At 61.0% G+C, this 26,338-nt stretch carries 21 protein-coding genes; 8 read left to right on the forward strand and 13 right to left on the reverse strand.

Annotated features, from left to right (window positions below):
- Positions 1-4: 4 nt before the first annotated feature.
- From fdhE to fdnG, 4 genes are read right to left on the reverse strand one after another with little or no spacing between them, the layout of a single operon-like run.
- On the reverse strand, positions 5-934 hold the full coding sequence (gene fdhE / locus RE418_RS05935; RefSeq protein WP_043140774.1) for a formate dehydrogenase accessory protein FdhE: 930 nt from the start codon (positions 932-934) through the stop codon (positions 5-7).
- Positions 934-1,569, reverse strand: coding sequence for a formate dehydrogenase cytochrome b556 subunit (gene fdoI / locus RE418_RS05940; RefSeq protein WP_004934017.1), 636 nt, complete (start codon positions 1,567-1,569; stop codon positions 934-936). Before fdoI ends, fdhE begins: the two co-directional genes overlap by 1 nt.
- Positions 1,566-2,468 (reverse strand): formate dehydrogenase subunit beta, encoded by a 903-nt coding sequence (fdxH, locus tag RE418_RS05945; RefSeq protein WP_033649532.1) that lies wholly within the window; start codon positions 2,466-2,468, stop codon positions 1,566-1,568. The genes fdoI and fdxH overlap by 4 nt, the downstream gene beginning before the upstream one ends.
- Before the next feature lie 12 nt (positions 2,469-2,480).
- The gene (gene fdnG / locus RE418_RS05950; RefSeq protein ID WP_144334737.1) at positions 2,481-5,528 is read right to left on the reverse strand and encodes a formate dehydrogenase-N subunit alpha; all 3,048 of its coding nucleotides are present in this window, start codon (positions 5,526-5,528) and stop codon (positions 2,481-2,483) included.
- A 417-nt stretch (positions 5,529-5,945) separates the two neighbouring features.
- Between fdnG and sodA the strand changes: the two genes are divergently transcribed.
- The 4 genes from sodA to RE418_RS05970 all read left to right on the forward strand — a co-directional run bounded on the left by sodA (position 5,946) and on the right by RE418_RS05970 (position 10,398).
- A complete protein-coding gene (sodA, locus tag RE418_RS05955; protein WP_004934003.1) occupies positions 5,946-6,566 on the forward strand; it encodes a superoxide dismutase [Mn] in 621 nt (206 codons plus the stop codon).
- A gap of 125 nt (positions 6,567-6,691) precedes the next feature.
- On the forward strand, positions 6,692-8,620 hold the full coding sequence (locus tag RE418_RS05960) for a methyl-accepting chemotaxis protein (RefSeq protein ID WP_025304788.1): 1,929 nt from the start codon (positions 6,692-6,694) through the stop codon (positions 8,618-8,620).
- 98 nt (positions 8,621-8,718) lie between these two features.
- Complete coding sequence (yiiM, locus tag RE418_RS05965; protein WP_025304787.1) at positions 8,719-9,390, forward strand: 6-hydroxyaminopurine reductase; 672 nt, start codon at positions 8,719-8,721, stop codon at positions 9,388-9,390.
- 228 nt (positions 9,391-9,618) lie between these two features.
- Positions 9,619-10,398 (forward strand): class I SAM-dependent methyltransferase, encoded by a 780-nt coding sequence (locus RE418_RS05970; protein WP_043140768.1) that lies wholly within the window; start codon positions 9,619-9,621, stop codon positions 10,396-10,398.
- 11 nt (positions 10,399-10,409) lie between these two features.
- On the opposite strand, the gene RE418_RS05975 is transcribed toward RE418_RS05970, so the two are convergent.
- Both RE418_RS05975 and RE418_RS05980 read right to left on the reverse strand, forming a co-directional pair.
- Positions 10,410-10,772, reverse strand: a complete 363-nt coding sequence (locus RE418_RS05975) for a YibL family ribosome-associated protein (RefSeq protein ID WP_025304785.1) — start codon at positions 10,770-10,772, stop codon at positions 10,410-10,412.
- 73 nt (positions 10,773-10,845) lie between these two features.
- Positions 10,846-12,312: a PLP-dependent aminotransferase family protein gene (locus RE418_RS05980; RefSeq protein WP_025304784.1), complete on the reverse strand. Its 1,467-nt coding sequence runs from the start codon at positions 12,310-12,312 to the stop codon at positions 10,846-10,848.
- 142 nt (positions 12,313-12,454) lie between these two features.
- On the opposite strand from RE418_RS05980, the gene RE418_RS05985 reads away from it, so the two are divergent.
- The gene (locus RE418_RS05985) at positions 12,455-13,063 is read left to right on the forward strand and encodes a LysE family translocator (protein ID WP_025304783.1); all 609 of its coding nucleotides are present in this window, start codon (positions 12,455-12,457) and stop codon (positions 13,061-13,063) included.
- On the opposite strand, the gene RE418_RS05990 is transcribed toward RE418_RS05985, so the two are convergent.
- The 7 genes from RE418_RS05990 to RE418_RS06020 all read right to left on the reverse strand — a co-directional run bounded on the left by RE418_RS05990 (position 13,060) and on the right by RE418_RS06020 (position 24,127).
- Positions 13,060-13,611 carry an MltR family transcriptional regulator gene (locus RE418_RS05990; RefSeq protein ID WP_016929575.1) on the reverse strand — a complete coding sequence of 184 codons (552 nt, stop codon included), beginning with the start codon at positions 13,609-13,611 and terminating at the stop codon, positions 13,060-13,062. The two genes, RE418_RS05985 and RE418_RS05990, sit on opposite strands and share 4 nt — an antisense overlap.
- A 94-nt stretch (positions 13,612-13,705) precedes the next feature.
- Positions 13,706-14,851 carry a mannitol-1-phosphate 5-dehydrogenase gene (locus RE418_RS05995; protein WP_049209024.1) on the reverse strand — a complete coding sequence of 382 codons (1,146 nt, stop codon included), beginning with the start codon at positions 14,849-14,851 and terminating at the stop codon, positions 13,706-13,708.
- Positions 14,852-14,909: 58 nt separating this feature from the next.
- The gene (locus RE418_RS06000) at positions 14,910-16,829 is read right to left on the reverse strand and encodes a PTS mannitol transporter subunit IICBA (RefSeq protein ID WP_025304781.1); all 1,920 of its coding nucleotides are present in this window, start codon (positions 16,827-16,829) and stop codon (positions 14,910-14,912) included.
- Positions 16,830-17,371: 542 nt separating this feature from the next.
- The gene (locus RE418_RS06005) at positions 17,372-18,091 is read right to left on the reverse strand and encodes a DUF3053 domain-containing protein (protein WP_025304780.1); all 720 of its coding nucleotides are present in this window, start codon (positions 18,089-18,091) and stop codon (positions 17,372-17,374) included.
- 319 nt (positions 18,092-18,410) lie between these two features.
- Positions 18,411-20,480, reverse strand: coding sequence for a glycine--tRNA ligase subunit beta (gene glyS / locus RE418_RS06010; protein ID WP_049207117.1), 2,070 nt, complete (start codon positions 20,478-20,480; stop codon positions 18,411-18,413).
- A 9-nt stretch (positions 20,481-20,489) separates the two neighbouring features.
- Complete coding sequence (gene glyQ, locus RE418_RS06015) at positions 20,490-21,407, reverse strand: glycine--tRNA ligase subunit alpha (RefSeq protein WP_043140757.1); 918 nt, start codon at positions 21,405-21,407, stop codon at positions 20,490-20,492.
- 731 nt (positions 21,408-22,138) lie between these two features.
- On the reverse strand, positions 22,139-24,127 hold the full coding sequence (locus tag RE418_RS06020; protein WP_089181473.1) for an autotransporter outer membrane beta-barrel domain-containing protein: 1,989 nt from the start codon (positions 24,125-24,127) through the stop codon (positions 22,139-22,141).
- A 196-nt stretch (positions 24,128-24,323) separates the two neighbouring features.
- On the opposite strand from RE418_RS06020, the gene RE418_RS06025 reads away from it, so the two are divergent.
- The 3 genes from RE418_RS06025 (at position 24,324) to RE418_RS06035 (ending at position 26,248) form a co-directional block, all read left to right on the forward strand.
- A complete protein-coding gene (locus RE418_RS06025; protein ID WP_025304776.1) occupies positions 24,324-24,890 on the forward strand; it encodes a DNA-3-methyladenine glycosylase I in 567 nt (188 codons plus the stop codon).
- Complete coding sequence (locus RE418_RS06030) at positions 24,887-25,339, forward strand: N-acetyltransferase (RefSeq protein ID WP_089181472.1); 453 nt, start codon at positions 24,887-24,889, stop codon at positions 25,337-25,339. Before RE418_RS06025 ends, RE418_RS06030 begins: the two co-directional genes overlap by 4 nt.
- A gap of 246 nt (positions 25,340-25,585) precedes the next feature.
- Positions 25,586-26,248 carry an OmpA family lipoprotein gene (locus tag RE418_RS06035; protein ID WP_016929583.1) on the forward strand — a complete coding sequence of 221 codons (663 nt, stop codon included), beginning with the start codon at positions 25,586-25,588 and terminating at the stop codon, positions 26,246-26,248.
- Positions 26,249-26,338 lie beyond the last annotated feature (90 nt).

Genomic DNA, 26,338 nt, shown 5'->3' on the forward strand with positions numbered 1-26,338 from the left:
GCGGTTACTCCGCCGGGAACAGGAACGGATTGATGCTGCTGCGGCCGAAGCCTTCCTCTTCCATGCGGGCGTCCAGCACCAGCGAAGCCAGATCGTCAGCCACCGCTTCAACCTGCGGGTCTTTTTCCTGATAGAGGATCTTCAGGTAAGTGCCGCAGTCGCCGCAGCTTTCCGCCTTCACCGCCGCCTGTTCGCTGTCCAGCGACCAGTAGTTGAGATCGCGGGTCTGCTCACAGTTGCTGCACTTCACCCGCACCACGTGCCATTCGCTTTCGCACAGGTTGCAGTGCAGGTAGCGCAGGCCGTTGACGGTGCCGATATGCACCATGCTGGAGACCGGAATGCTGCCGCACACCGGGCAGAACTGACGCTGCTCGCCGTATTCGGCGCGCGCCTTGCCGGGGATCAGGCTGGCCATCTGCGCCCAATAGAGCGACAGCGCGGCCCAGAGGAACGGCGCCTTCTCGCTGCCCACCTTGCCGAATTCGCGGTTGAGCAAAGCGTCGGCCATCAGCTCCAGCTCGTGCGCCGAGGCTTTCTCCAGGTTGTCCAGCACCGTCAGAATGTGCTCCGGCGCCTGCGGGCGCAGCTCGGCGATCAGCGACGTCAGCAGCTTGCGCCAGTGCTCGCTGCGCGGGAACACGCTCAGATCGAGCGGCGGTTTGCCGCTGGCGGCGCCCTGCGCCAACGCTTCGCTCAGATCGAGCGCCAGCGGATTATCGTGCAGCGCATGCTGCTGCGCCTGCGCCAGTTCGGCGGCGAAGTTAAGGTAGTCGCCCAGCGGGTTGTCGACCGCCAGCTGACGCAGACGGTCGGCGCGGCGGCTGTACAGGCTTTTCAGGTTGGCGAAAAGTAACGGCGGGATGTTCTCCGCCGTTGTGGACTTCTCACGCTGTGCCCCTAACTGCTCTTTAGGAACGATGCGGATACTCATCAGGGTTTATCTTCCTGTCGTTTCTCGCGGACCTCACGGTACCAGCGCGGATGATGTTTCTTGGCCCAGGCCGCCGGCACCCAGCCTTCCACCATCGCGGTAATGGTGCCTTTTACCCACAATGCGGCGTAAATGTGCACCATAATCACGATGATAAGGCCGACCGCGGCCAGCGAATGCACCAGCAGCGCGATGCGGATCAGCGGGATGGAGAACGACGGCGCAAAATACGGCCGCCAGATCACCACGCCGCTGGCCAGCAACAGCACCAGGCTGATAATCGCCGCCCAGAACACGCACTTCTGGCCGAAATTATAGCGCCCGGTGTCACCCACTTCCTCGTTCATGGCGATTTTGTGGATATTCTTGGCCCAGACGATATCTTCCCGGTTGATCAGGTTATGCTTCCAGTAGCGCAGGAACATCAGCAGGAACGCGGCGAACATGATGACCCCGACAAACGGGTGCAGAATGCGCGCCAGCTGCGGCGTCCCGAAGATGTTCATCAGCCAGTTGAAGGAGGGGAAGAAGAACCCCAGCCCGCTGATGGCGGCGAACACGAAGCAAAATGCCACGATCCAGTGGTTGATGCGCTCCGGTGCGCTGTAACGCTGAATGGGCTTTTCCTTTCTCATTTGCGCGTCTCCTCGTCATGCGACTCGTCGTGCTCATCCTCATCGTCGACGCGGTTAGGCCCGACGCCGACATAGTGGAACACGCTGGCCGCGAAGGTGGCGGCAAAACCGATGGCCGCCAGGGGTTTCCACACGCCCTTCCAGAAGGTCACCGCCGGGCTGATGCTCGGGTTGTCCGGCAAACCGTGGTACAGCTGCGGTTTGTCGGCGTGGTGCAACACGTACATCACGTGCGTGCCGCCCACCCCTGCCGGATCGTACAGACCGGCGTTCTGGTAGCCGCGGGTGTTCAGCTCGCTGACGCGATCCGCCGCCACCTGCTTCATCGCTTCCTTGGTACCGAAGTGAATGGCGCCGGTCGGGCAGGTTTTCACGCAGGCCGGTTCCTGGCCGACGTCCACGCGGTCGACGCACAGGGTGCACTTGTACACCCGGTTGTCGTCCTTGTTCATGCGCGGCACGTCGAACGGGCAGCCGGCGATGCAGTAGCCGCAGCCGATGCAGTGCTCGGATTGGAAGTCGACGATGCCGTTGGCGTACTGAATGATCGCGCCTTCCGACGGGCAGGCCTTCAGGCAGCCCGGATCGGCGCAGTGCATGCAGCCATCCTTGCGGATCAGCCATTCCAGCTTGCCGTTTTCCTCCACCTCGGAGAAGCGCATCACCGTCCACGACTTGGCGGTCAGATCGGCGGGGTTATCGTACACCCCGACGTTGTGCCCCACTTCGTCGCGGATGTCGTTCCATTCGGAACAGGCCACCTGACAGGCCTTGCAGCCGATACAGGTGGTGACATCGATCAGTTTGGCCACTTCTTCCTGGTGGTCACGGGCGCGCGGCGCCGGCGTGAAACCATTGGTGGCGGATTTACGAATGATGTCTTGAGATTGCATGGCCATGATTCGTCTCCGTTACACCTTTTCCACGTTGACCAGGAACGCCTTGAACTCCGGCGTTTGCGTATTGGCGTCGCCGACGAACGGCGTCAGCGTGTTGGCGATAAAGCCTTTCTTCGCCACCCCTTCGTAACCCCAGTGGATCGGGATGCCGATGGTGTCGACTTCCTGGCCGTGCACCTGCAGCGTGCGAATACGTTTGGTCACCACCGCCTTGGCCTTGATGTAGCCGCGGTTGGAGCTGACCTTCACGGTATCGCCCTGCTTGATGCCCTTCTTCTCCGCCAGCTTTTCGCCGATCTCCACGAACTGCTCCGGCTGCGCGATGGCGTTCAGCCGCGCGTGCTTGGTCCAGTAGTGGAAGTGCTCGGTCAGACGATAGGTGGTGCCGACGTACGGGAACTTGTCGGATTTGCCCATCGCCGCCAGATCGTCCTTGAACACGCGCGCCGCCGGGTTGGACACCACATTCGGGTGCAGCGGGTTGGTGCCGAGCGGCGTTTCGAACGGCTCGTAGTGTTCAGGGAACGGCCCTTCCGCCATCTTGTCGGTGGCGAACAGGCGGCCCATGCCTTCCGGTTGCATGATGAACGGCCCGACGTCGCTGCCCGGCGCGGCGGTGCTGTAGTCCGGGATATCGGCCCCGACCCACTTGGCGCCGTCCCACTCCAGCAGTTGGCGTTTCGGATCCCACGGTTTCCCCTGCGGATCCGCCGAGGCGCGGTTGTACAGAATGCGGCGGTTGAGCGGCCATGCCCAGGCCCAGCCCAGCGTATTGCCGAGGCCGGACGGATCGGCGTTGTCGCGCCGCGCCATCTGGTTGCCGGCCGGCGTCCAGCTGCCGGCGAAGATCCAGCAACCGCTGGCGGTGGTGCCGTCGTCGCGCAGCTGCGCGAACGAGCTGAGCAGCTCGCCTTTTTTCACCAGCACTTTGCCGTCGGCATCCAGCAGATCCGCCAGCGCCTTGCCGTTGTTCTCCTGCGCCACCTCTTCCGGCGCCGGGTTGTCCGGCGTCAGGTAGTCCCAGGTCATGTTCAGCACCTGTTCAGGCACCGCACCGCCGTCGCGCGCATACATCTCGCGCAGGCGGCTGAAGATGCCCGCCAGGATCTCACCGTCGTTCAGCGCTTCGCCCGGGGCGTCCGCGCCTTTCCAGTGCCACTGCAGCCAGCGGCCGGAGTTGACGATCGAACCGTTCTCTTCGGCGAAGCAGGTGGACGGCAGGCGGAACACTTCGGTCTGGATCTGCGAAGGATCCACCTCGTTGAACTCGCCGTGGTTCTGCCAGAAGTTGGAAGTCTCGGTGTTCAACGGATCGATGGTCACCAGGAACTTCAGCTTGGACAGCGAAGCCACTACCTTGTTTTTGTTCGGGAACGACGCCACCGGGTTAAAGCCCTGGCAGAAGTAGCCGTTGACCTTGCCCTGCGCCATCATCTCGAAGTACTGCAGCACGTCGTAGCCCTTGTCCCACTTCGGCAACCAGTCAAAGCCCCAGCTGTTGTCCTTCTGCGCCTTGTCACCGTAGAAGGTCTTCATCATGCTGACGAAGAATTTCGGGTAGTTGCCCCAGTAGTTCACCTGGCCCGGCAGCAGCGCCTTCGGCGTGTTGGCCTTCAGGTAGGTGTCGAGATCGGTCTGTTTCTCCGACGGCAGCGTCATGTAGCCCGGCAGGCTCTGCGACAGCAGGCCGAGATCGGTCAGACCCTGGATGTTGGAGTGGCCGCGCAGCGCGTTGACGCCGCCGCCCGCCATGCCCATGTTGCCGAGCAGCAGCTGGATCATCGCCATGGTGCGGATGTTCTGCGCGCCGACCGAGTGCTGAGTCCAGCCCAGGGCGTACAGGAACGAAGCGGTCTTATCCGCGACGCAGGTTTCGGCGATGTATTCGCACACCTTGAGGAAATCGTCCTTCGGCGTGCCGCAGATGTTGGTCACCACGTCAGGCGTGTAGCGACTCACGTGCTGCTTCAGCAGGTTCCACACGCAGCGCGGATCCTGCAGCGTGACGTCGCGCTTGGCGAAGCCGTTCTCGTCGAACTGGTAGTTCCAGGTGGTTTTGTCGTACTTGCGGTTTTCCGCGTCGTAGCCGCTGAACAAGCCGTCTTCGAAGGCAAAGTCTTCCCGCACCAGCAGGCTGGCGTTGGTGTAGGCCTCGACGTACTCGCGATTAAACTTGTTGTTGGTCATCAGATACAGCAACACGCCCGACAGGAAAGCAATGTCGGTCCCGGAGCGGATCGGCGTGTAGAAGTCCGCCACCGATGCGGTTCGGGTAAAGCGCGGATCGATCACGATCAGCTTGGCATTGTTGTGTATTTTGGCTTCCATCGCCCAGCGGAACCCCACCGGATGCGCTTCCGCCGCATTACCGCCCATGACGATAATCAAATTCGCGTTCTTGATATCAACCCAGTGGTTGGTCATCGCACCGCGACCAAATGTTGGAGCAAGACTTGCTACCGTTGGTCCGTGTCAGACACGCGCCTGGTTGTCTACGGCAAGCATGCCGAGAGCGCGACTAAATTTTTGCGACAGAAAACCGGTTTCGTTGCTGGCGGCCGAGGCGCACAGCATGCCGGTGGTCAGCCAACGGTTGACGGTAACGCCCTGGTCGTTGGTTTTGATGAAGTTGGCATCGCGGTCTTCTTTCACCAGCTTGGCGATGCGGGTGAAGGCGTCGTCCCAGCTGATGCGTTGCCATTTGTCCGACCCCGGCGCCCGATATTCCGGGTACTTGAGGCGGCTTTCGCTGTGGATGAAGTCAACCAGGCCGGCGCCTTTCGGGCAAAGCGCGCCGCGGTTCACCGGGTGATCCGGATCCCCTTCGATATGGAAAATGCTTTCTTTGGCGTTCTTGGCGCCATCACCAAGGCTGTACATCAACAGCCCACAGCCGACGGAACAATACGTACAGGTATTACGGGTCTCACGGGCGCGCAGCAGTTTATACTGCCGGGTTTCCGCCAACGCCACTTCGGGGGCAAAGCCCAGCGCGGCCACCGTCGTTCCTGCCATACCGCCAGCGCAGATCTTAAAGAACTGCCTTCTGCTGACCTGCATGGGGGTCTCCTTTACTCTCGATTGTCACATTGTTCAAATGCGCCTGCCCCGCTAGCGCGGCAAACGCGAATGTCACTGTTGTTATGCTTGCTACGAACGCCGGCCATATTACCACAGCGTGCTTGTGGTTGTTACACACTCGTGCTCATTCAGTGAACGCATTGGCACATTTCGATACATTTCGACCTTGGCGCTCTCTACAGTATAGAGAGTAACCCACGTACCGGGGCGATGGCTTGACGCGGCCACCCGCCGCCCTCTCCTATCAGTATGTTAGCGCATCGATTTGTACATTAACCACACACTTCACAGGGCATTGATAATCATTTTCAATATCATTTAATTAACTATAATGATCCGACTGCTTACGCGGTGCTCGCCCTTTGCGCCGCCCATACACCACTGGAGATGATGATTATGAGTTATTCACTGCCATCCCTGCCGTACGCTTACGACGCACTGGAACCGCATTTCGACAAGCAGACGATGGAAATCCATCACACCAAACACCACCAGACCTATGTCAACAACGCCAACACCGTGCTGGAAGCCTACCCTGAGCTGGCCAAATACAGCGTTGAAGAGCTGATCCAGGATCTGGATAAAGTGCCTGCCGACAAACGCACCTTCATGCGCAACAACGCCGGCGGCCACGCCAACCACAGCTTCTTCTGGAAAAACCTGAAAACCGGCACCACGCTGGGCGGCGATCTGAAAGCGGCCATCGAGCGCGATTTCGGCAGCGTTGAGAAATTCCAGGAAGAGTTCGAGAAAGCCGCAGCCACCCGCTTCGGTTCCGGTTGGGCCTGGCTGGTGCTGAAAGACGGCAAGCTGGCCGTGGTGTCTACCGCCAACCAGGACAGCCCGCTGATGGGCGAAGCCGTCGCCGGCGCTTCCGGTTTCCCAATCATCGGCCTGGACGTGTGGGAACACGCTTACTACCTGAAATACCAGAACAAACGCCCTGACTACATCAAGGCGTTCTGGAACGTGGTCAACTGGGACGAAGCCGCCGCACGCTTCGCCGCGAAGAAGTAATTCGCCCCCGTTGATGAAGATGCCCGCCGCCGGCGGGTATTTTTTTGCCTGAAATCCGCTAAAGTTTGACCACTTCTTGCCGATGGTTTGTTCAATTGACGTTCGCCCGGAGAAGGAAAAACGCTATGGCGGCATTGCAAGCATTAGCAGGAAAGTTCACTCATCTCACCGTAGGTAAAAAGCTCGGCCTCGGCTTCGCGCTGTTGCTGCTGTTGGCGGTCGTCATCGCCGGCACCGGGGCGCAATACCTGCACATCATCGAATCCCGCGCCGATCGCATCGACTTCAGCAACCGGCTGAACGAGGAGATCAACCAGGCCAAATACAACCGCGCCATGTACGGCCAGACCTACCAGCCGGAGTATCTGCAGAACAATCGCGCCAATATCGATAACGCCGTCAAACTGATAGACCAGGGCCAGGCGTTGGACTGGGACGCCCAAAGCCGCAAGGATCTGCAGCGTCTGGTGACGCTGATTGGGGAATATCAGCAACAGCAAAAAATCTTTGAGCAGGCGGTCTCGGCGAAAGACGCGGTGCGCCAGAGCTGGAACATGTCGGAAGTGCAGGCCAGCCTGAGCCAGGTGGAGCGCCAGCTCACCAACGGCGATCTGCAGTTGGCCTTCATTCAACTGAACCAGAAGCTGACCCAGGTGCGCTACGGCGCGCGCGGTCTGCTGCTGAGCCTGAACAAAGAAACCGAAGCGCCGCTGATGGCGGCCATCGACGACGCACGCGACGCGGCCAACGCCCTGAGCCGCCGGGTCAGCGACGCGCAGCGCCCGCAGCTGCAACCGCTGCTGGCCGCCCTGGACGATTACAAAAACCGCATCGCGGCCTACCTGCCGGCCTATGAGCACGAACAGCAGATCAGCCGGCAGCTCGGTGAACGCGCGCATGAGATCGGCACGCTGGTGAACGCCTTTATGCAGGACGAACTGGCGCAGACGCGCAGCAACATCAACCTGGCGCAGCTGCAGATGGGCATCACCACCCTGATCGCCATCATCGCCGGGATACTTATCGCCTGGCGTATCACGCTGCAGATCACCCGTCCGCTGCACAGCACGCTGGCGATGGCGGAACGCATCGCCAGCGGCGATCTGCGCCAGGCGCAGACCAGCACCCGCCGCGACGAGCTGGGACAACTGCTGAACGCGGTGGCGGCGATGAGCCAAAATCTGCGCACCATGATTGAGAAGATCCAGATGGGGGTCAGCCAGGTCTCCACCGCCTCCGCGGAAATCGCCGCCGGCAACACCGATCTCTCCTCCCGCACCGAACAGCAGGCGGCGGCGGTCGAAGAAACCGCGGCCAGCATGGAACAGCTGACCGCCACGGTGAAACAAAACGCCGACAATGCCCATCACGCCAATCAGCTGGCCACCGACGCTTCGCAGACCGCGCAACAGGGCGGCAAGCTGGTGGAGAACGTGGTCAGCACCATGCGCGATATCTCCAGCAGTTCGCAGCGTATCGCTGAAATTACCACCCTGATCAACGGTATTGCCTTCCAGACCAACATCCTGGCGCTCAACGCCGCGGTGGAAGCGGCGCGCGCCGGCGAACAGGGACGCGGCTTCTCGGTGGTCGCCAGCGAAGTGCGCAGCCTAGCGAGCCGCAGCGCCCAAGCGGCCAAGGAGATCGAAGGGCTGATCGCCGAGTCGGTCAGCCGGGTGAAAACCGGCACCGAACTGGTGGAAAGCACCGGCAACACCATGGAACAGATCGTCCGCTCGGTCACCCACGTGCGCGACATCATGGCTGAAATCGCCGCCGCCTCCGATGAGCAGACGCGCGGCATCGCCCAGATTGGCCAGGCGATCGTCGAGATGGATCACACCACCCAGCAGAACGCCGCGCTGGTGGAAGAGTCCGCCGCCGCCGCCGATTCGCTAGAAGAACAGGCCGACATGCTGCTGCAGAGCGTTTCGGTGTTCCGTTTGGCGGAGCAGACCGAACCCACCGCCGTGAAAACCGCCGCGCCGAAAGCGCCTGCCGTAAAAACCGCGGCCGCCAACGCCGCAGCGGAGGAGAACTGGACCACCTTCTGACGCCACGCCCCCGCCCGAGGATTTTCGGGCGGGTTGTTATGTCCCCCTGACACAACTCAGGCTATGCTGAGCCCTCGACGCGAGACACGGAGGCGCACATGCATCACCCAGACGTTTACATCGGCAATATTCAACCCTATGAAGGCGGGCGCCCCAGCGCCATCGCCAAACGCCAGGTGGATGGCGCCATCCGGCTCACGCCGCTCGGCCTGGAAGGCGACGAGCAAGCCGAGAAAAGCTACCACGGCGGGCCGGATCGCGCGCTGTGCCACTACCCGCGCGAGCATTATGCCCACTGGCGCGAACAGTTTCCGGCGCAGGCCGAGCAGTTTTGCGCCCCGGCCTTCGGCGAGAATATCTCCACCGAAGGACTGACCGAACACAATGTGTTTATGGGCGACATCTTCCGCTGGGGCGAAGCGCTGATCCAGGTCACCCAGCCGCGCTCGCCGTGCTTCAAGCTCAACTACCACTTCGCCATCGAGGATATTTCGGTGCTGATGCAGCAAAGCGGCCGCTGCGGCTGGCTGTATCGGGTGGTCTCGCCGGGTGCGGTCAGCGGCGATCGTCCGCTGGAGCTGGCGGCGCGCAACAGCGACGTGTCGGTGGCCGAAGCCATCGCCATCGCCTGGCACATGCCGTTCGACGCGGAACAATATCGCCGCCTGTTGGCGGTGGCCGGCCTCTCCGCCAGCTGGAGCAAGACCATGCTCACGCGGCTTGCCGAAGGGCGCCTCGAGGACTTCAACCGTCGCCTGCTCGGCCGTTGAAATCGCTGGCGGAAAAGATGAAAAACGTGCGCCGAATGCCGCGTTAACCCTCTTCTTCCGCCCATTACCCTAAATAATTGGAGTTGCATCACGGCGGCAAGAGCGGGAGTCCCCAGGAGCTTACTCAAGTAAGTGACTGGGGTGAGCGCTCGCAGTCAACACAGATGCAGCTTCAAGTATGACGGGTATATACTGTAGCCGCGTGTTTTTCAGCCAGGAGCCAGGTATATGACCACCCCGACCCATTCGATTCATCACGCCGCCGCCGAGGGCTATCAGGCCAACGCCGATCGCTATGTGAAAGGCCGGCCGGATTACCCGCCGGAAATCGCCGCCTGGCTGCGTGAGTCTATCGGCCTGCACGCCGGCATGACGGTCATCGATCTCGGCGCCGGTACCGGCAAGTTCACTCCGCGCCTGCTGGAAACCGGCGCGCAGGTGATCGCCGTCGAACCGGTGCCGCAAATGCTGGAAAAATTGTCGGCGGCGCTGCCGCAGGTGAAAACGCTGGCGGGCACCGCCGACGCGATCCCGCTACCGGACGAGTCGGTCGATGCCGTGGTGTGCGCCCAGTCCTTCCACTGGTTCGCCACGCCGCAGGCGCTGGCGGAAATCCAGCGTATTCTCAAGCCCGGCGGCAAACTCGGTCTGGTGTGGAACATGCGCGATGCGCGCGTCGGTTGGGTGCGTAAACTGAATCAGATCGTCGATAGCCACGAAGGCGATGCGCCGCGTTTCTATACCGGCGAATGGCGCAAATTCTTCCCGTTCAAAGGCTTTGAACCGCTGCAGGAGCAGGTGTTTATGCTGGGCCACCGCGGCGCGGTGGAGGACGTGATCTACAACCGGGTACGTTCAACCAGCTTTATCGCCGCACTGCCACAGGCGCAACAGGAGCAGGTTATCGATCGGTTGCGCCAGCTGGTGGCGGAAGAAGAGGAGTTGCAGGGCCAGGACACGGTCACCGTGCCCTATCAGACCAAGGCGTATTTCACCACCAAGGTCTGACGCCCGGGGGTTCAGAACGCTTTCTTGGCGTAACCGGTGACCGCTTTCAGGCCCATCTCGCGGCCCAGCGCGGTCATCGGGTGCACCACAATCAGCCCGCGCGCGCTTTTCTTCAGCGCGCCCATATCGGCTTGCTCTTTCTTGGTGATCTCGCGGCTGAACGGCAGCTTGCTCAGCTTCTGCGCTTCGGCGCTCAGCTTCTCGCCACGCACGTCTTTCAGGCGCTCGATCTCCGTCGCCAGTTTCTCTTTTTCTTTGGTGTGCTGCGCGATCAACTCAGGGTTGCCCTGTTGGATCACGGTGGCGTCTTTGTGGTTCAAGGCGTCCAGCAGGTCGCTCAGGCGCTTGATCTCTGCCTTTTCTTTCTCTTTCATGGTCTCTGGCCCGTTGTGCCCAAAATGGCACGCTAATCAATGATACCGGCATTGTAGCAAAAGGCGCGCGCCGTTACCCGTCCTGCGCAATACCGGGCGGCAGGCCGCTCATCTCGCAGGCCTTGGCGCCGAGCCGGGCCAACGCCTGGGTGTAGCGCGCGTTGAACGGGTAGCAGCAGGAGAGCCGCAGCGCGTTGCGGTAGCGCCCGCTGGGCGAATACAGGGTGCCCGGCGTCAAACAGATCTGCTCCTCCAACAGCTGATGGAACAGCGCCACGCTGTCCACGCCGGGAGGGAATTCGACCCAGAACACGAAGCCGCCCGCCGGCTGCGTGGCCAGCGTGCCGCGTGGGAAATGCCGGGCGATCAGCGCCCGCGCCTCGTCGACCTGCGCCGCATAGCGCTTGCGCAGGTTGCGCAAATGGTGATCGTAGCCTCCGCTCTCCAGGAAGGTCGCCAGCGTTTCCGACAGCAGCTGCGACTCGGACATCGACGACACCGCCTTCAGCTTGCGCAACGCCTCGTGAAAACGGCCGCCGCAGATCCAGCCGACGCGAAAATCCGGCGCCAGCGTTTTGGTGAAGCTGGAGCAAAACAGCACCCAGCCGTCGCGATCGAACGCCTTCACCGCCGGCGACAGCGCGCCGCCGAACTGGATCTCGGCATACAGCCCGTCTTCAATCAACGGCACCTGATGATCGTTCATCAGCCGCGCCAGCCGCTTTTTCGCCGCCAGCGGCATGGTACAGCCCAACGGGTTTTGCACCGTCGGCATGGCGATCACCGCGTTCAGCCGCTTCTCGTTCAATAGCAACTCGAGCGCGTCCAGCGACAGCCCCAGCTGCGGATCGGTGGGGATTTCCAGCGCTTTCAGCCCCAGGCTGGCCAGCAGCGGCAGCAGATAGAAATAGGTTGGCGACTCCAGCCCGACGCAGTCACCCGGTTTGGTGGTGACGCGCAGCGCCAGCTGCAGCGCCTCCATGCAGCCATGGGTCAGCACTACGTCGCCCGGCTCCAGCAACATGCCCAGCGTCATCGAGCGGCGGGCGATCTGCTGGCGCAGCCGTAGGCTGCCGGGCGGCAACGGATACTGCCCGATCAGATCCGGCTGGCGGCGCAGCTGAGAAGACAACATACGCCCCAGCTTGCCGCCGGGATAGAAGTCGCTGGTCTGCGGGCAGGCCAGCGCAATGTTAGTGAAGGCCGGATTCTGCTGGGCGGCGAATACCGTATCGATCAGCGCCAGCACGTCGTCCGCCGGCGGCTCGATGCGGCCGCTGGGCGCCGAGGCCATCTTCAGCGCCGGCAGCGTGCTGCGGACATAAAACCCCGACTGCGGTCGCGCTTCGATCAGCCCGCGATCCTCCAGCGTGCGGTAAGCCGACACCACGGTATTGATGCTGACGCGGTGCGTTTGCGCACAGCGCCGCACCGAAGGCAAGCGGTCACCGGGCAGCAGCGTGCCGCGTCGAATGGCCTCGGCCAACGTATCCGCCAGCTGCAGGTAGCGGGTATCCGGGGTTTCATCGAGCAAGGTCACAGTTTCTCTCCAGGTAATGGGTACAGTTTACATTTTGCACAACTGTAACCATGACAATATCCGATTTGTGGTTCTGTCACCATCCCATTGCAGCGATTATGCTGATCCTCTCGTTATCACCGTCATTTTCAAGGAACCTGCCATGCTGGACTCCGCCTTTGTCAGCTACGTCACCGTCATGTCGATCACCCCCGGCCCCAACAACCTGCTGCTGGCCTCGTCGGGCGTCAACTTCGGCCTGCGCCGCACCCTGCCGATGCTGTTTGGCATCTGTGTCGGTTGTGCGGTACAGCTGGCGATCATTATCCCGCTGCTGGCGCTGGCGTTGAGCTGGGCCGGCGTCATCCGCCTCCCGCTGGCGGTGATCGGCTGCGCCTATCTGCTGTGGCTGTCATGGAAGCTGTTTCAGGCGGCCTCGCCGGACGCCAAAGAGCAGGCGCAGCCGATGAGCCTGCTCAACGGTGCACTGTTTCAGGCGGTCAACCCCAAAGCCTGGCTGATGGTGATCAACGTGGCGATCCTGTTCACCCCGCGCGAAGGCGCCACCTTCGTCCATACGCTGTCGGTCATCGCCGGTTTCGCGCTGCTGAACCTGCCGTGCGTGCTGCTGTGGGCGGTGCTGGGCGACCGGTTGCGCAACGCGCTGCGAGTGACCTGGAAACTGCGCGCCTTCAACGGCGTGATGTCCGGACTGATGGCCGCCACCGCGCTATGGCTGTTGTTCGACGAGTGGCGCGCGGCCTTTGCTTAGCCGCGGCCGAGAGGAGAGAGTCGGGAAGGTTGTTTGGCGCCGATGCCGGCGATCAGATCGGTAATGGACAGCACCATGGTGGAGCGCACCATCTGCTGATAGCGCTGGCGCTGCATGGCGATCAGCGCTTCATCCGCCTCGCCCGGCTGCAGGAAGGTCGGCACCGGCGGCAGCGCGGCCACGCAGTGCAGCTCGCCGAACGGCCCGAGAATTTCGTCATCGACGAAGCGGTATTCCGACCCGTCGTGGTTCAGCTCTTCGCGCATCGCCATCAGCAGCTCGGCATCTTCATATTCGTGGCGGGAAATCACCCCCAGGCCGTACATCAGCTTCAGGCGCACCGACAGCTCCCCCAGCGGGCCGCTGCCGGACAATAGCGGTTCGACGGCATATTTCACCGCGTAGTCATCCTTGCGGAATACCTGCACCACCAGCACGTTGAGCGCTTCCGCCAGCAGCTCTACCGCTGCGATCAGGAAGCTGCGCACCGTTTTGCCCGCGTTCAGCTTTTCCAGAACCTGGTTTTCAAATGCCTGTGCTTCTTCCATCGTCGCTTTTCGAAAGGCGTGGGGAGGGCCGTCGATGCCGAACTCGGGTTGCAGGAGCGCAGCAAGCTGCGCTCGGGTGTTCATCATCACGATTCTACTTGTGCATGGCGTTATACACAGCAACGGCCTCTTCTACAACCTCGCTTTCCGCCGGCAGGCCGGAAATTTGCGCCAGCGCGGCTTTCGGCCCGAGCGTGTTCAGCAGTTCCGCCAACTCCAGCGCCTGCGGATCCTGTTCGCTGCGGTAGCTCATGGCGGCGGCGATGCCCTGGATCAGGTTGGCATGCGGCAGGCCGTATTCCAACGTGCCCAGCAGCGGTTTGATCAGGCGATCGCCGGCGCTCAGTTTGCGCAGCGGCTGACGGCCCACGCGCTCGACGTCGTCGTGCAGATACGGGTTTTCGAAGCGGCCGAGGATTTTGTTGATGTAGGCGGCGTGCTTGTCGGCGTCGAAGCCGTAGCGCTTGATCAGCACCGCGCCGCTCTCTTCCATCGCCCCTTTCACCACGCGGCGGATCGCCGGGTCGAGAATGGCGTCGCGAATGGTTTGCAGCCCGGCCTGTTGGCCGAGGTAGGCGGTGATGGCGTGACCGGTGTTGAGGGTGAACAGCTTGCGCTCGACGAACGCCATCAGGTTATCGGTCAACTCCATGCCGGCGATCGCCGGAGGCTGGCCTTTGAACTGGGTCTGATCGACGATCCATTCGCTGAAGGTTTCCACCGTCACTTCCAACGGGTCGTTGCTGTCCGCCGGCGGCACAATGCGATCGACCGCCGAATCGACGAAGCCGACATGCTGCTCAGCCCATGCCTGCTCATCCTGCGGCAGCGCGGCGAACACATGCTGTTTCAGCTGGCTGGTGCCGCGCACCATGTTCTCGCAGGCGATGATGTTCAGCGGTTGCACATTGCCCTGCTGATGACGCAGCACCAGCCCTTTGGCGATCGTGCCGGCGATTTTGGCGAGAATTTGCGGGCCAACGGCGGTGGTCACCAGATCCGCTTCGGCGATCAGCGCCACCGCCGCCTCACTGCCGCTGTTGACGGCGCTGACGTTGTTGACGCGCTCCACGCGTTCTTGCTCGCCCACCACGTGCACCGCGTAGCTTTTACGGCTGTTCAGCAGATCCAGCACCGTTTGATTGACGTCGGCGAAGGTCAGTTCAACCCCGGCGTCCGCCAGCAGCTTGCCGATAAAACCGCGGCCGATATTCCCTGCGCCAAAATGTAATGCTTTCATAACTCTACCTTCTTAATGTCGAAGGGTGCAGCAAGCTGCACCCTTTAAAATGATTCTGTTATCCAGCTTTTTTGCCGCCGAGCAGGTCCAGCACTTCCTGGACGCTGGTGGTATTCGCCAGCCGCTCAATCACGCTCTCGTCATCCAGCGCGTTGGTCAGGCTGGTGATCACCTGAATATGCTCGTTGTTGCGCGCGGCGATGCCGATCACCAGGCGAGCCACTTCATCCTCTTCATCGCCGAAGCGCACGCCCTGCGGGTACTGGCAGAACACCACGCCGGTGCGCAGCACCCGGTCTTTGGCCTCGATGGTGCCGTGCGGCACGGCGATCGACTCGCCCAGGTAGGTGGAGGTGAGCTTTTCGCGCTCCAGCATCGCCGGCACGTACTCCGCCTCGACGTAGCCGCCTTTCACCAGCTGCTCGCCGGCGAAACGGATCGCCTGCTCTTTGTCGCTAGCCTGCAGGTTGAGGAACACATTGCTTTCGCTCAGCTTGAACAGGTTCGGTTCCCCGGCTTCGAAGCTGTCGTCCAGCGCGCCCAGCACCTTCTGCTGGTTGTCGGTGGTTTTGTTGACCGCTACCAAACGGTCGACCAGATCGCTGTACAGCTTGCTGTCGAGGAAGTTGGTCAGCGAGATGTGCTGGGCCTGCGGCGCGTGGCGCATCGCGCGCTCGGTCAGATCGCGGTGCGTGATGACCAGATCCACATCGTCCGGCAGGCTGTTGATGGCGCTGTTAGTCACCGAGATGTTCTTCAGCCCGGCGTCCGCCACTTTCTTGCGCAACACCCCGGCGCCCATGGCGCTGGAACCCATGCCCGCATCGCAGGCGACGATGATTTTGCGCACGGTGCTCAGATCGCCGTCGACCGACGCTGGCGCCGCTGCGCCGCCTTTGGACTGCGATTTCATCTCTTGCATGCGGCGGGTCGCGGCTTCCAGATCGTCATCCTCTTTCACTTTGGAGGTTTTCAGCAGGAAAGCGGACACCACGAAGGAGACGGCAAAGGCTGCGCACACCGCCGCAATGTTGGCGAAGTAGGCGCCTTTCGGCGTCATCGCCAGCACCGCCAGGATCGAACCCGGGGAAGCTGGAGAAACCAGGCCGCCGTTCAGCATCGTCAGGGTGAATACGCCGGTCATGCCGCCCAGGATCACCGCCAGCAGCAGACGTGGATTCATCAGCACGTAAGGGAAGTAGATTTCGTGGATGCCGCCCAGGAAGTGAATGATCGCCGCACCGCCGGCGGATTGCTTGGCGCTGCCGCGGCCGAAGAACATGTAGGCCATCAGCACGCCCATGCCCGGGCCTGGGTTGGCTTCAATCAGGAAGAACACCGACTTGCCGGCTTCCGTGGCCTGCTGGATACCCAGCGGCGAGAAGATGCCGTGGTTGATGGCGTTGTTCAGGAACAGGATTTTCGCCGGTTCAACGAAGATGGACGCCAGTGGCAGCAGGTTGTTCTTCACCATCACGTGCACGCCCGCCGCCAGCAGCTTGGAGAGCACCTCCACCAGCGGCCCGATGCCCAGGAAGGCCAGGATCGCCAGCAGCATGCCGATGATGCCGGCGGAGAAGTTGTTCACCAGCATTTCAAAGCCGCTTTTGATCTTGCCGTCCACCCAGCGGTCGAAATGCTTGATAGCCCAGCCACCCAGCGGGCCGGCGATCATCGAGCCGAGGAACATCGGCATGTCGGCACCGACGATGACGCCCATGGTGGTGATGGCACCCACGACGCCGCCGCGATCGCCGCCCACCAGCCGCCCGCCGGTATAACCGATCAGCAGCGGCAGCAGGTAGGTGATCATCGGGCCGACCAGCTTGGCTAAGGTTTCATTCGGCAGCCAGCCGGTTGGAATGAATAGCGCGGTGATAATCCCCCAGGCGATAAAGGCGCCGATGTTGGGCATCACCATGTTGCTCAGGAAGCGGCCAAAGTTTTGCACTTTAACCTTGATGTCTGGTGAAAACATAAAACACACCCCTATTGTTACGCGCTGACAATAGAGCGCGTGATTATTGTTGTGACGATCCAGCCGTGTTGCCGCTGTATGCGAAACGGACTCTATCACGCTGTTTTTGTCACGCGAACTTCACGAATTTTTTGTGATACAAGTCACATACAACACCCCAACAAACCCTCATTTATAGTGATAAAGATCACATTTATGGCGTGTAAAAAAAGCACAGTGAGAAAAAAGTCGCCACAAAACCCCCAATAAAGTGACTATGATCACATTTTTAAATTGGCGTTTTGTTTTTGAATTGTGACATTAGTCACAATTTATTTTTAGCTGCAGCGCCGATCGCAACGCTCTGTTTGATCTTCCCTGTGAGCACTCATCCCGCCGGGAACTAGCGAAGTGATGAATGAAAGAAAACTACATTGCCTAATGAATGGATTAATTGAAGTGTAGTACAGAAGCCTGCGCAATAAACCAGCAAGCTATTGGAAACGCTGAGGGGAAATAAAACAGGCCGGCAATGCCGGCCTGTTTCGCGCCTGGACGCGTTATTATTGCGTCACGCTTTGAATGGTCTTCTGCGCATTCATCAGGTTCTGCTGTTTGGCCACCAGATTCGACATCATGGTGTTGTACTGCGCCACCTGCTGCGCGGTGCGGAACTGCACGCCGTTGTTGTTGAAGCTGACCTGATTGCCCTGGCTCTGCAGGAAATCGCCGACCTGCACCAGATCCTGCACAAAGCTGGCGGTGGTCGGGATCGCCGGCATCAAGGCGTTGGCCGGTGCGGTGACGATTTTGTCATAGGCCTGGTTGTACACCGCCTTCAGATCGTCAGGCTGTTTCAGCGCCGCGTGGGCAGTATCCGCCTGCGATTTGGCCGACTGGATCTGCTGGCCCAGCAGGTTCAACGCCCCGACCGATTGCTGCAGCGCATCGCGTTTGTTCAGATAGTCCTGCGCGGTGCGGATCTGGTTAATCTGATCCAACGCCGGGGTCAGGCTGGCGCCGACCGACTTGGACAGCTGCTGTGAAAAGCCGACCAAAATCGCGTAATCGCCGGCATAGTTGCCGAACTTCTGCTTCTGGTCTTCGCTCAGCGTGGGGATATTCGCCCCGCTGCGCATCACGGTATTCTGTAAGTAATCGATAAATGCTTTGCGCTGTTCCGGCTCTTTATCGCCGCAGGCGGTCAATTGCATGACCACCAACAATGCCAATACCGGTGCCAACCAACGCGCGAAACCTCTGCTCTGGATCCCTACCGCCATGTGACATAACTCCTGTTATAAACCTGCTTTTTCATTGGACTCCGCCCCTTTTTGCGCACTCCGTGCGCCTATAAGAATAGATCAACTGGCGGCGTTCCGATACGCGATTCCGTTTGCGGTGAACATTGTCTCGGCCGGAGGCGGTTGAACATCGTGCGCAAAACGCACTGAGGTTCATTGCCGTCGGCGACCGGACGCTTCAATTTCCCCAAGTCGCCCCCCAAGTCGCCCCCCAAGTCGCCAGGCGACCTTGCCTTCGCACCCAGGAAACGGAAATAAAAAAGGCGCCCGCAGGCGCCTTTTCACAGCAGAGAATCGCTTACTGCAGTACGGAGATATCCGCCACCTGCAGGAACAGTTCACGCAATTTGCTCAGCAGCGTCAGGCGGTTTACGCGCACTTCCGCATCGTCCGCCATTACCATCACGTTGTCGAAGAACGCATCCACCGGCTCACGCAGCGCGGCCAGTTCCACCAGCGCTTCCTGGTAGTTGCCCGCCGCGAAGTACGGCTGCAGCTTGTCGCGCAGCACCACCAGGTGAGTCGCCAGCTGGATTTCCGCCGCGTCCTTCAGCACCGAGGCGCGCACGCTGTCGTTCAGCGTTTCGGTAGACTTCGCCAGAATGTTGGAGACGCGTTTGTTAGCCGCAGCCAGCGCCGCCGCCTCGTCCAGCGTGCGGAAGTGGGATACCGCCTTGACGCGCGCGTCGAAGTCGGCCGGCTTGGTCGGACGGCGCGCCAACACCGCCTGAATGGTATCGACCGCGTGGCCTTCTTCCTGATACCAGGCGCGGAAGCGGCCCAGCATGAATTCCACCACCTCGTCGACTACCTTGGCATTGGTCAGCTTGCTGCCGTACAGGCGCACGGCCTCTTCGGTCAGTGTCTGCAGATCCAGCGGCAGGTTTTTCTCGACGATGATACGCAACACGCCCAGCGCGGCACGGCGCAGCGCAAACGGGTCTTTATCGCCCTTCGGATGCTGACCGATGCCGAAGATGCCGGCCAGGGTGTCCATCTTGTCGGCGATCGCCAGGGAACAGGCCACCAGCGACTGCGGCAGCGCATCGCCGGCGTAGCGCGGCTGATACTGCTCGTTCAGCGCAACGGCGACGTCTTCCGCCTCACCGTCGTGGCGCGCGTAGTGCATGCCCATCACGCCCTGGGTGTCGGTGAATTCGAACACCATGTTGGTCATCAGGTCGCACTTCGACAGCAGGCCCGCGCGGGTGGCGTGGTTGACGTCAGCGCCGATCTGGCCGGCAACCCAGCCCGCCAGCGCCTGAATGCGGTCGGTCTTGTCGCGCAGGGTGCCCAGCTGCTGTTGGAACAGCACGGTTTCCAGGCGCGGCAGGTTGTCTTCCAGACGCTTCTTGCGGTCGGTGTTGAAGAAGAACTCGGCGTCGGCCAGACGCGGACGCACCACCTTCTCGTTACCGGAGATGATCTGCTGCGGGTCTTTCGACTCGATGTTGGCTACGAAGATAAAGTTCGGCAGCAGTTTGCCCGCGGCGTCGTACACCGGGAAATACTTCTGGTCGCCCTTCATGGTGTACACCAGCGCTTCCGCCGGCACCGCCAGGAATTTCTCTTCGAATTTGGCGGTCAGCACCACCGGCCATTCCACCAGCGAAGCCACTTCTTCCAGCAGGCTTTCACTCAGATCGGCCTTGCCGCCAATCTTCTGCGCCGCCAGTTCGGCATCGCGCTTGATGAGGGCTTTACGCGCTTCGTAGTCGGCGACCACTTTGCCGCGCTCCAGCAGGATCTGCGGGTATTGGTCGGCATTGTCGAGGGTGAACTCGGCTTCGCCCATGAAGCGGTGGCCGCGCACGGTGCGCGCGGATTCGATGCCCAGCACGGTGCCTGGGATCAGATCGGCGCCCAGCAGCATCGTGACGGTGTGCACCGGACGCACGAACTGCACGTCGGAATCGCCCCAGCGCATCAGTTTCGGGATCGGCAGCTTGCCGAGCGCGGTGCTGACCATGCCGGCCAGCAGTTGTTGCGCCGACTGACCTTTGACGTGGGCGCGGTACATCAACCACTCGCCCTTGTCGGTCACCAGGCGTTCAGCCTGATCGACGGTGATGCCGCAGCCGCGCGCCCAGCCTTCGGCCGCTTTGCTCGGTTTACCTTCGGCGTCGAACGCCTGGGCGATCGCCGGGCCGCGTTTTTCAATTTCGCGATCGGCCTGTGCCGCGCTCAGGTTGGCCACTTTCAGCGCCAGGCGGCGCGGTGCGGCGAACCAGCTCACGTCACCGTGTTCCAGGCCGGCGTTGTCCAGCTCGGCGGTGAAGTTGGCGGCGAAAGATTCCGCCAGGGAACGAAGCGCCTTCGGCGGCAGCTCTTCCGTGCCGATTTCCACCAGGAAAGTCTGTTGAGTCATGGCTGCCTCTTAGTTCTCGTTCTTCTTGTTGCACATCGGGAAGCCCAGCGCTTCGCGGGAAGCGTAGTAGGCTTCGGCAACGGCTTTGGTCAGCGTGCGGATGCGCAGAATGTAGCGTTGGCGCTCGGTTACCGAAATCGCCTTGCGCGCGTCCAGCAGGTTAAAGGTATGGCCCGCCTTCAGGATGCGTTCGTAGGCCGGCAGCGGCAGCGGCTTTTCCAGCGCCAGCAGCGATTGAGCTTCTTTCTCGTACTGCTCGAAGCAGGAGAACAGGAAGTCGACGTCGGCGTATTCGAAGTTGTAGGTGGATTGCTCCACTTCGTTCTGGTGGAACACGTCGCCGTAGGTGGTGACGCCCAGCGGGCCGTTGCTCCACACCAGATCGTATACGCTGTCCACGCCCTGGATATACATCGCCAGACGCTCCAGACCATAGGTGATCTCGCCGGTTACCGGCTTGCACTCCAGGCCGCCGACCTGCTGGAAGTAGGTGAACTGCGTCACTTCCATGCCGTTCAGCCACACTTCCCAACCCAGGCCCCAGGCGCCAAGCGTCGGGTTTTCCCAGTTGTCTTCCACGAAGCGAATGTCGTGGATGGTCGGATCCAGACCCAGCTCTTTCAGCGAGCCCAGGTAGAGTTCCTGAATGTTGTCCGGCGATGGCTTAATCACCACCTGGAACTGGTAGTAGTGCTGCAGACGGTTCGGGTTTTCGCCGTAGCGGCCGTCGGTCGGGCGACGGGATGGCTGCACATAGGCGGTCGCCATCGGCTCCGGCCCCAGTGCGCGCAGGCACGTCATCGGGTGTGAGGTTCCCGCGCCGACTTCCATGTCCAATGGTTGAACGATGGTGCAGCCCTGGCGCGCCCAATAATCCTGCAGTGTCAGGATCAGGCCCTGGAAGGTCTTGGTATCAAACTTTTGCATGTTGAATTCGCACGCGATACAAGTGGATTTAGATGGAATGCGCCAGTATACCCTTTGACCGTAAGATATACAGCCAGAATCCGGCAACAAGTGCGAATCGGGGTGAGAAGCGCTGGATTTTCACGCGGCGGGCACCGAGGGAAGGACAACGCGCCGGCCGGTCGCCTCGCCGTCCAGAAAGACACACCCGGCAAAAACATTAGAGTATCTAAACAAAAATATCACTCGCCGCCGTTTAAATAGTCAATTAGCTGAACGCTATTTCTCCCCTCGCCGGTCAAATTCAGGCTGATTTCCGTGCGTGTATCTTTATATTTGCCACGAGATAAAGTTGCGACAATGTTATTTTTGTTAATTTTATCAACTAAAAAACTCCCCTCATCGAGAGATAATGTGATCAAGTGCCAGATTATTTCTTATTATCGTGAACAATAAGGCGATATCACGCGGCGTGCCGACGGTCGGGGCATGGGAGGAACGGCCAGGGATGAAAGACGGCGCTAACGGGCCACAGAAACAAATTGACAGTTAATCTTTGGTTATACAATAATAAATAAAATTTTCCCTGGTGTTGGCCAAGTGGCTACCTGATCCTTTCATAGGATCAGTTTTTTTTTGTATTTCCGCCAACGTCATTGCGGCCCGCATAATTCACCCCAGGCCGCCTTCCTCATAAATCCCTTATCAGACCTTATGACTATCCTGCGCCCTTGAGCGCGCCGATGGCCAATTCAAAAACGTGCGCTGACGCCGACGTTATACATAAACTGCTCGCCGCTGCTCAGCCCGCCGGTTTGCGAAACGGTGGCGAAGGCCGATACCCTGTCCGTCAACGGCATGTTGGCCCCCAGCGTGACATCCACCCAGTTTTTGTCCTGGCCCGCACTGTCGCGGGTAAACGAGGTTTGCGTCGATTTCAGGCCGCCGCCGGCGCGGTAGACGTCGTCGCCGAACTGATGCTGATAACTCACTTCCGCATAAGGGTTAAACACGCCGAATTGCGTATCCAGCCGCCAACCCAGCGCGCCGATCTGCGAGTGATAGGTTTGATCGTTGAAGCGCATGGCGGTGCTGTCATCGCCGTCTTCACCGTAGCCGGAAACGCGGCTGTAATCCCAGGCGAACTGCGCCACCGGCCCGGTGGTCAGGTAAGAGGCGATCGGGAAGTCATAACCGGCGGTCACGCGCGCGCCCCACTGCTTGCCGGTGGTCGACCCGGTTTCGGTACGCGTCAGCGGCCCCAGCCGCATGCTGCGGCGGATGTCGTCATAGTCCATCGTCGCATAGTGCAGATCGGCGTTGACCCAGCCCTGCTCGAATAGCGCCAGCGAACTGAAGGCTGACAGCAGCAGCCCGCGCGCCTTGTAATCAAAACGGCTGGAAGGATGCTGATCGTCGTTGGAACCGGCGATCAACGCACCGATCAACCAGCTGTCGGTCAGTTGATAGTCCACGCCGACGGTCAGGTTGTGGGTGGTGGCGTTGCCGTCCCCCGCCGCCCGATTATCGGCATAGTCGTAGTGCTGGCCGGCGTAGCCGCCGAACACGCCCAGCGAGCCCTGCGGGTTGTCGCCGTTGCGCAGCTGCTGGAAACGGCTGTCGAGCGTGGCGCGGCTGTCACGCGCCATCGCCGCCGTCGCCTGATTCAGCGCCACCACCTGCGCCGGGCCATCCAACACCGCCTGAATATAATCCGTAATCAGCAGGTGCGCCTGCGGGCTGGGGTGGAAATGGTCGGAGAACAGATAGGACTGGCCAGCGTCGAAGCCGGGCATGTCGGAACGGCAAACCGCCGAGGAAACGCCCGCCGGGCAAGCCATGCCGGCCGTGTTGGCGAAGCCGAACTGCGCCGGATTGGCGATCGCTTCGGCGAACAGCTTGTTGACGTCCACCCGCACGATATTGCCGCCCCCCTGCGCCAGCAGACGGTCTTCACTTTGATTATAGAAATCGGTCAGCTGAGCGGCCTGCGCGCTTAGGCTGTCATACGCCGCGATAAGCTGCGCGGCGATCGCCTGCTGCACCTGAGGAATGGCGCTGCCCTGCTTCGCCGCGGCGGCCAACGCCGCGTGGATCGCCTGCGTGCGCGAAGCGTTGTCCGGGGTAGCCACCGAATTGAGCGTGGCATAGGCCGCCTGGATCGCCGCCCCCTGTACCGGCGGCAGCGCCTGCTGAATGATCAGTTCCATCAGCTGCGGCGTGGAGCCGATGTTCGGCACCGTCGGCACGATCACCGTGCCGGCACCGGCGTTCAGCAGCGAATGCACCTGCGCGGCGGCGGCCGCGGCACTGTTATAGGCCACGCCGGGCGCGGTAGCGGCATTCAGCGCCGCCGCCGCCAAATCGTTACCGCCGATCCAGTGAATATACAAACCGTCGCCATCGGCCTGGCCGTTAACCCGATTCAGGTAGCGCTGCACCTGATCCTGGGTGTTGTCGACCGGGTTCAGGCCCGGCACCGCCACGGCGCCGCCGGCGGCGTAGTTTTCACCGCCGTTGTCCGAGGCCACCAGCGCCGCGCCGATGCGTTGCGCCAACGCTTCGTCGTACAGCAGATGCTGACTGCCGTCATAGGTGAACCGGCCGTTGTTGCCGGTATCGCTCAGGCTATCGCCAAAGACGTACAGTTGATCGTACGCCTGAGCCGGAAGGGTCATACTGCAAAGCAACGCCACTGCAAGCGCCGCCGGGCGGGGCATGCACGTTATTTTTAGAGGCATGAATCGACTCCTGAGAGCCTGCAAATGAAGGCAATGTCGTTTTTATCGTTGGCCGGTTTTCCACCGGCCATGTAGTAACTATTGTCGGCTTTTTCACCACGTCAAGCGGGCTGATGACAAAACAATCAGAGGCTTGCCAAGTTCGGCGCTTCGAGCGATGATTACTGTTCATAAACACAGCATAAGGACAGTCAGGATGGCAGACGAACGTTGCGGTTGGGTGACGGCCGATCCGTTGTATCTCGAGTATCACGACAAGGAATGGGGCGCGCCCACCACCGACGCGCGCGAGCTGTTTGAAATGCTGTGTCTGGAGGGGCAGCAGGCCGGCCTTTCCTGGATCACCGTCCTGAAAAAGCGCGAGAATTACCGGCGTGCTTTCCATGGTTTCGATCCGCAGCGGGTCGCCGCCATGACCGAGCAGGACGTGGAAAACCTGCTGCAGGACAGCGGCATCATCCGCCACCGCGGCAAGATAGAAGCCATCATCACCAACGCCAAAGCCTATCTGGCGATGGAGGCGTCCGGCGAGAATTTCGTTACCTTCATCTGGGACTTCGTCGGCGGCCGGCCGCAGCTCAACCGCTGGCAGGCGCTGAGCCAGGTGCCGGCTAAAACCGAGCAGTCCGACGCCATGTCCAAAGCGTTGAAAAAGCGCGGCTTCAAGTTTATCGGCTCCACGATCTGTTACGCCTTCATGCAGGCCAGCGGGCTGGTGAACGATCATCTCACGGGGTGCATGTGCTACCCAAAGCCACGGTGATCCGCCCCTGTGGCCCGGAGGATATCGAACGGCTGATGGCGCTGTGGCTGCCCAGCACCATCGCCGCCCATCCGTTCGTGGCGGAAAAATACTGGCATGAGAGCGCCGCACTGGTGCGGGAAAACTACCTGCCGCGCGCGCAAAGCTGGGCCTGCTGGCATAACGACGAGATCGTCGGCTTTATCAGCGTGCTGGACGAGCAGTTCATCGGCGCGCTGTTCGTCGATCGGGCGTATCACGGCCGCGGCGTCGCCCAGGCGCTGATGACGCACGTGCAGCAGCGCTACCGGGGGCTCAGCCTGGAGGTGTATCAGCAGAACCTGCGAGCCTGCGCGTTCTACCACAAGCACAGTTTTCAGGTGACGCAACGTCTGTTTAACGACGAAACCCAAGCCTATACGCTGATCATGAACTGGCCGGCAATCGAGAATTCAACCGGTTACGGTTAAAAAAGGCGCATTCGCGCCCTGGCGGCGCGCAATTAGGAATCCGCTGCATGGCGCCGCCCGGCGTTTTATCGCATAACTCCCCCAGCACTTACCCGCGCTCATCATTTGTCACGTTTTTCTCCGGAACTGCCGGCGAGCCAACGCGTCATAGTAGCGCGGTGATGCGGGCCCCACCTGCGTCGCCTACTTTTTGCGCCCCCGTGTTGGGCCGGCGCGTACAGAATTGATGCCATTAAGGACAAGAACATGAAAAAACGCATTGCAATTATTGCCGGCGCAGTGAGCGTCGCGCTCACGCTGTCGGCCTGTACCACCAACCCTTACACCGGCGAATCCGAAGTCGGTAAATCCGGCATCGGCGCGGGCCTCGGTGCCGCACTGGGCGCCGGCGTCGGCGTGCTGTCCTCTTCCAAGAAAGATCGCGGCAAGGGCGCGCTGATCGGCGCAGCGGCCGGTGCAGCCCTCGGCGGCGGCGCAGGCTATTACATGGACGTGCAGGAAGCCAAACTGCGCGACAAGATGAAAGGTACCGGCGTCAGCGTCACCCGCCAGGGCGACAACATCGTGCTGAACATGCCGAATAATGTGACCTTCGACAGCAGCAGCGCCACGCTCAAACCGGCGGGCGCCAACACCCTGACCGGCGTCGCCATGGTGCTGAAAGAGTATCCGAAAACCGCGGTCAACGTGGTCGGCTACACCGACAGCACCGGCTCCCGCTCGCTCAACATGAACCTGTCGCAGCAGCGCGCCGACGGCGTAGCCAGCGCGCTGATCACCCAGGGCGTGGCGGCGAACCGTATCCGCACCACCGGTGCCGGCCCGGACAACCCGATCGCCTCCAACAGCACCGCGGAAGGCAAGGCGCAAAACCGCCGCGTCGAGATCACCCTCAGCCCGCTGCAGTAATCCCGTGCGGGGCGCCACCGGTGCCCCGCCGCTTCCTCCCGACTTTCTCCTTATCCTTCAATATTCCCGCTCGCACATCGGGTATGGTAG

The organism is Serratia sp. szju, assembly GCF_044594185.1.
In the GTDB taxonomy this organism is placed as follows: Bacteria; Pseudomonadota; Gammaproteobacteria; order Enterobacterales; family Enterobacteriaceae; genus Serratia; species Serratia bockelmannii.

Coding starts and splice junctions, on each gene's coding strand:
- fdhE (WP_043140774.1), bottom strand. CDS start 934: ATGAGTATCCGCATCGTTCCTAAAGAGCAGTTAGGGGCACAGCGTGAG.
- fdoI (WP_004934017.1), bottom strand. CDS start 1,569: ATGAGAAAGGAAAAGCCCATTCAGCGTTACAGCGCACCGGAGCGCATC.
- fdxH (WP_033649532.1), bottom strand. CDS start 2,468: ATGGCCATGCAATCTCAAGACATCATTCGTAAATCCGCCACCAATGGT.
- sodA (WP_004934003.1), top strand. CDS start 5,946: ATGAGTTATTCACTGCCATCCCTGCCGTACGCTTACGACGCACTGGAA.
- RE418_RS05960 (WP_025304788.1), top strand. CDS start 6,692: ATGGCGGCATTGCAAGCATTAGCAGGAAAGTTCACTCATCTCACCGTA.
- yiiM (WP_025304787.1), top strand. CDS start 8,719: ATGCATCACCCAGACGTTTACATCGGCAATATTCAACCCTATGAAGGC.
- RE418_RS05970 (WP_043140768.1), top strand. CDS start 9,619: ATGACCACCCCGACCCATTCGATTCATCACGCCGCCGCCGAGGGCTAT.
- RE418_RS05975 (WP_025304785.1), bottom strand. CDS start 10,772: ATGAAAGAGAAAGAAAAGGCAGAGATCAAGCGCCTGAGCGACCTGCTG.
- RE418_RS05985 (WP_025304783.1), top strand. CDS start 12,455: ATGCTGGACTCCGCCTTTGTCAGCTACGTCACCGTCATGTCGATCACC.
- RE418_RS05990 (WP_016929575.1), bottom strand. CDS start 13,611: ATGGAAGAAGCACAGGCATTTGAAAACCAGGTTCTGGAAAAGCTGAAC.
- RE418_RS05995 (WP_049209024.1), bottom strand. CDS start 14,851: ATGAAAGCATTACATTTTGGCGCAGGGAATATCGGCCGCGGTTTTATC.
- RE418_RS06000 (WP_025304781.1), bottom strand. CDS start 16,829: ATGTTTTCACCAGACATCAAGGTTAAAGTGCAAAACTTTGGCCGCTTC.
- RE418_RS06005 (WP_025304780.1), bottom strand. CDS start 18,091: ATGGCGGTAGGGATCCAGAGCAGAGGTTTCGCGCGTTGGTTGGCACCG.
- glyS (WP_049207117.1), bottom strand. CDS start 20,480: ATGACTCAACAGACTTTCCTGGTGGAAATCGGCACGGAAGAGCTGCCG.
- glyQ (WP_043140757.1), bottom strand. CDS start 21,407: ATGCAAAAGTTTGATACCAAGACCTTCCAGGGCCTGATCCTGACACTG.
- RE418_RS06020 (WP_089181473.1), bottom strand. CDS start 24,127: ATGCCTCTAAAAATAACGTGCATGCCCCGCCCGGCGGCGCTTGCAGTG.
- RE418_RS06025 (WP_025304776.1), top strand. CDS start 24,324: ATGGCAGACGAACGTTGCGGTTGGGTGACGGCCGATCCGTTGTATCTC.
- RE418_RS06035 (WP_016929583.1), top strand. CDS start 25,586: ATGAAAAAACGCATTGCAATTATTGCCGGCGCAGTGAGCGTCGCGCTC.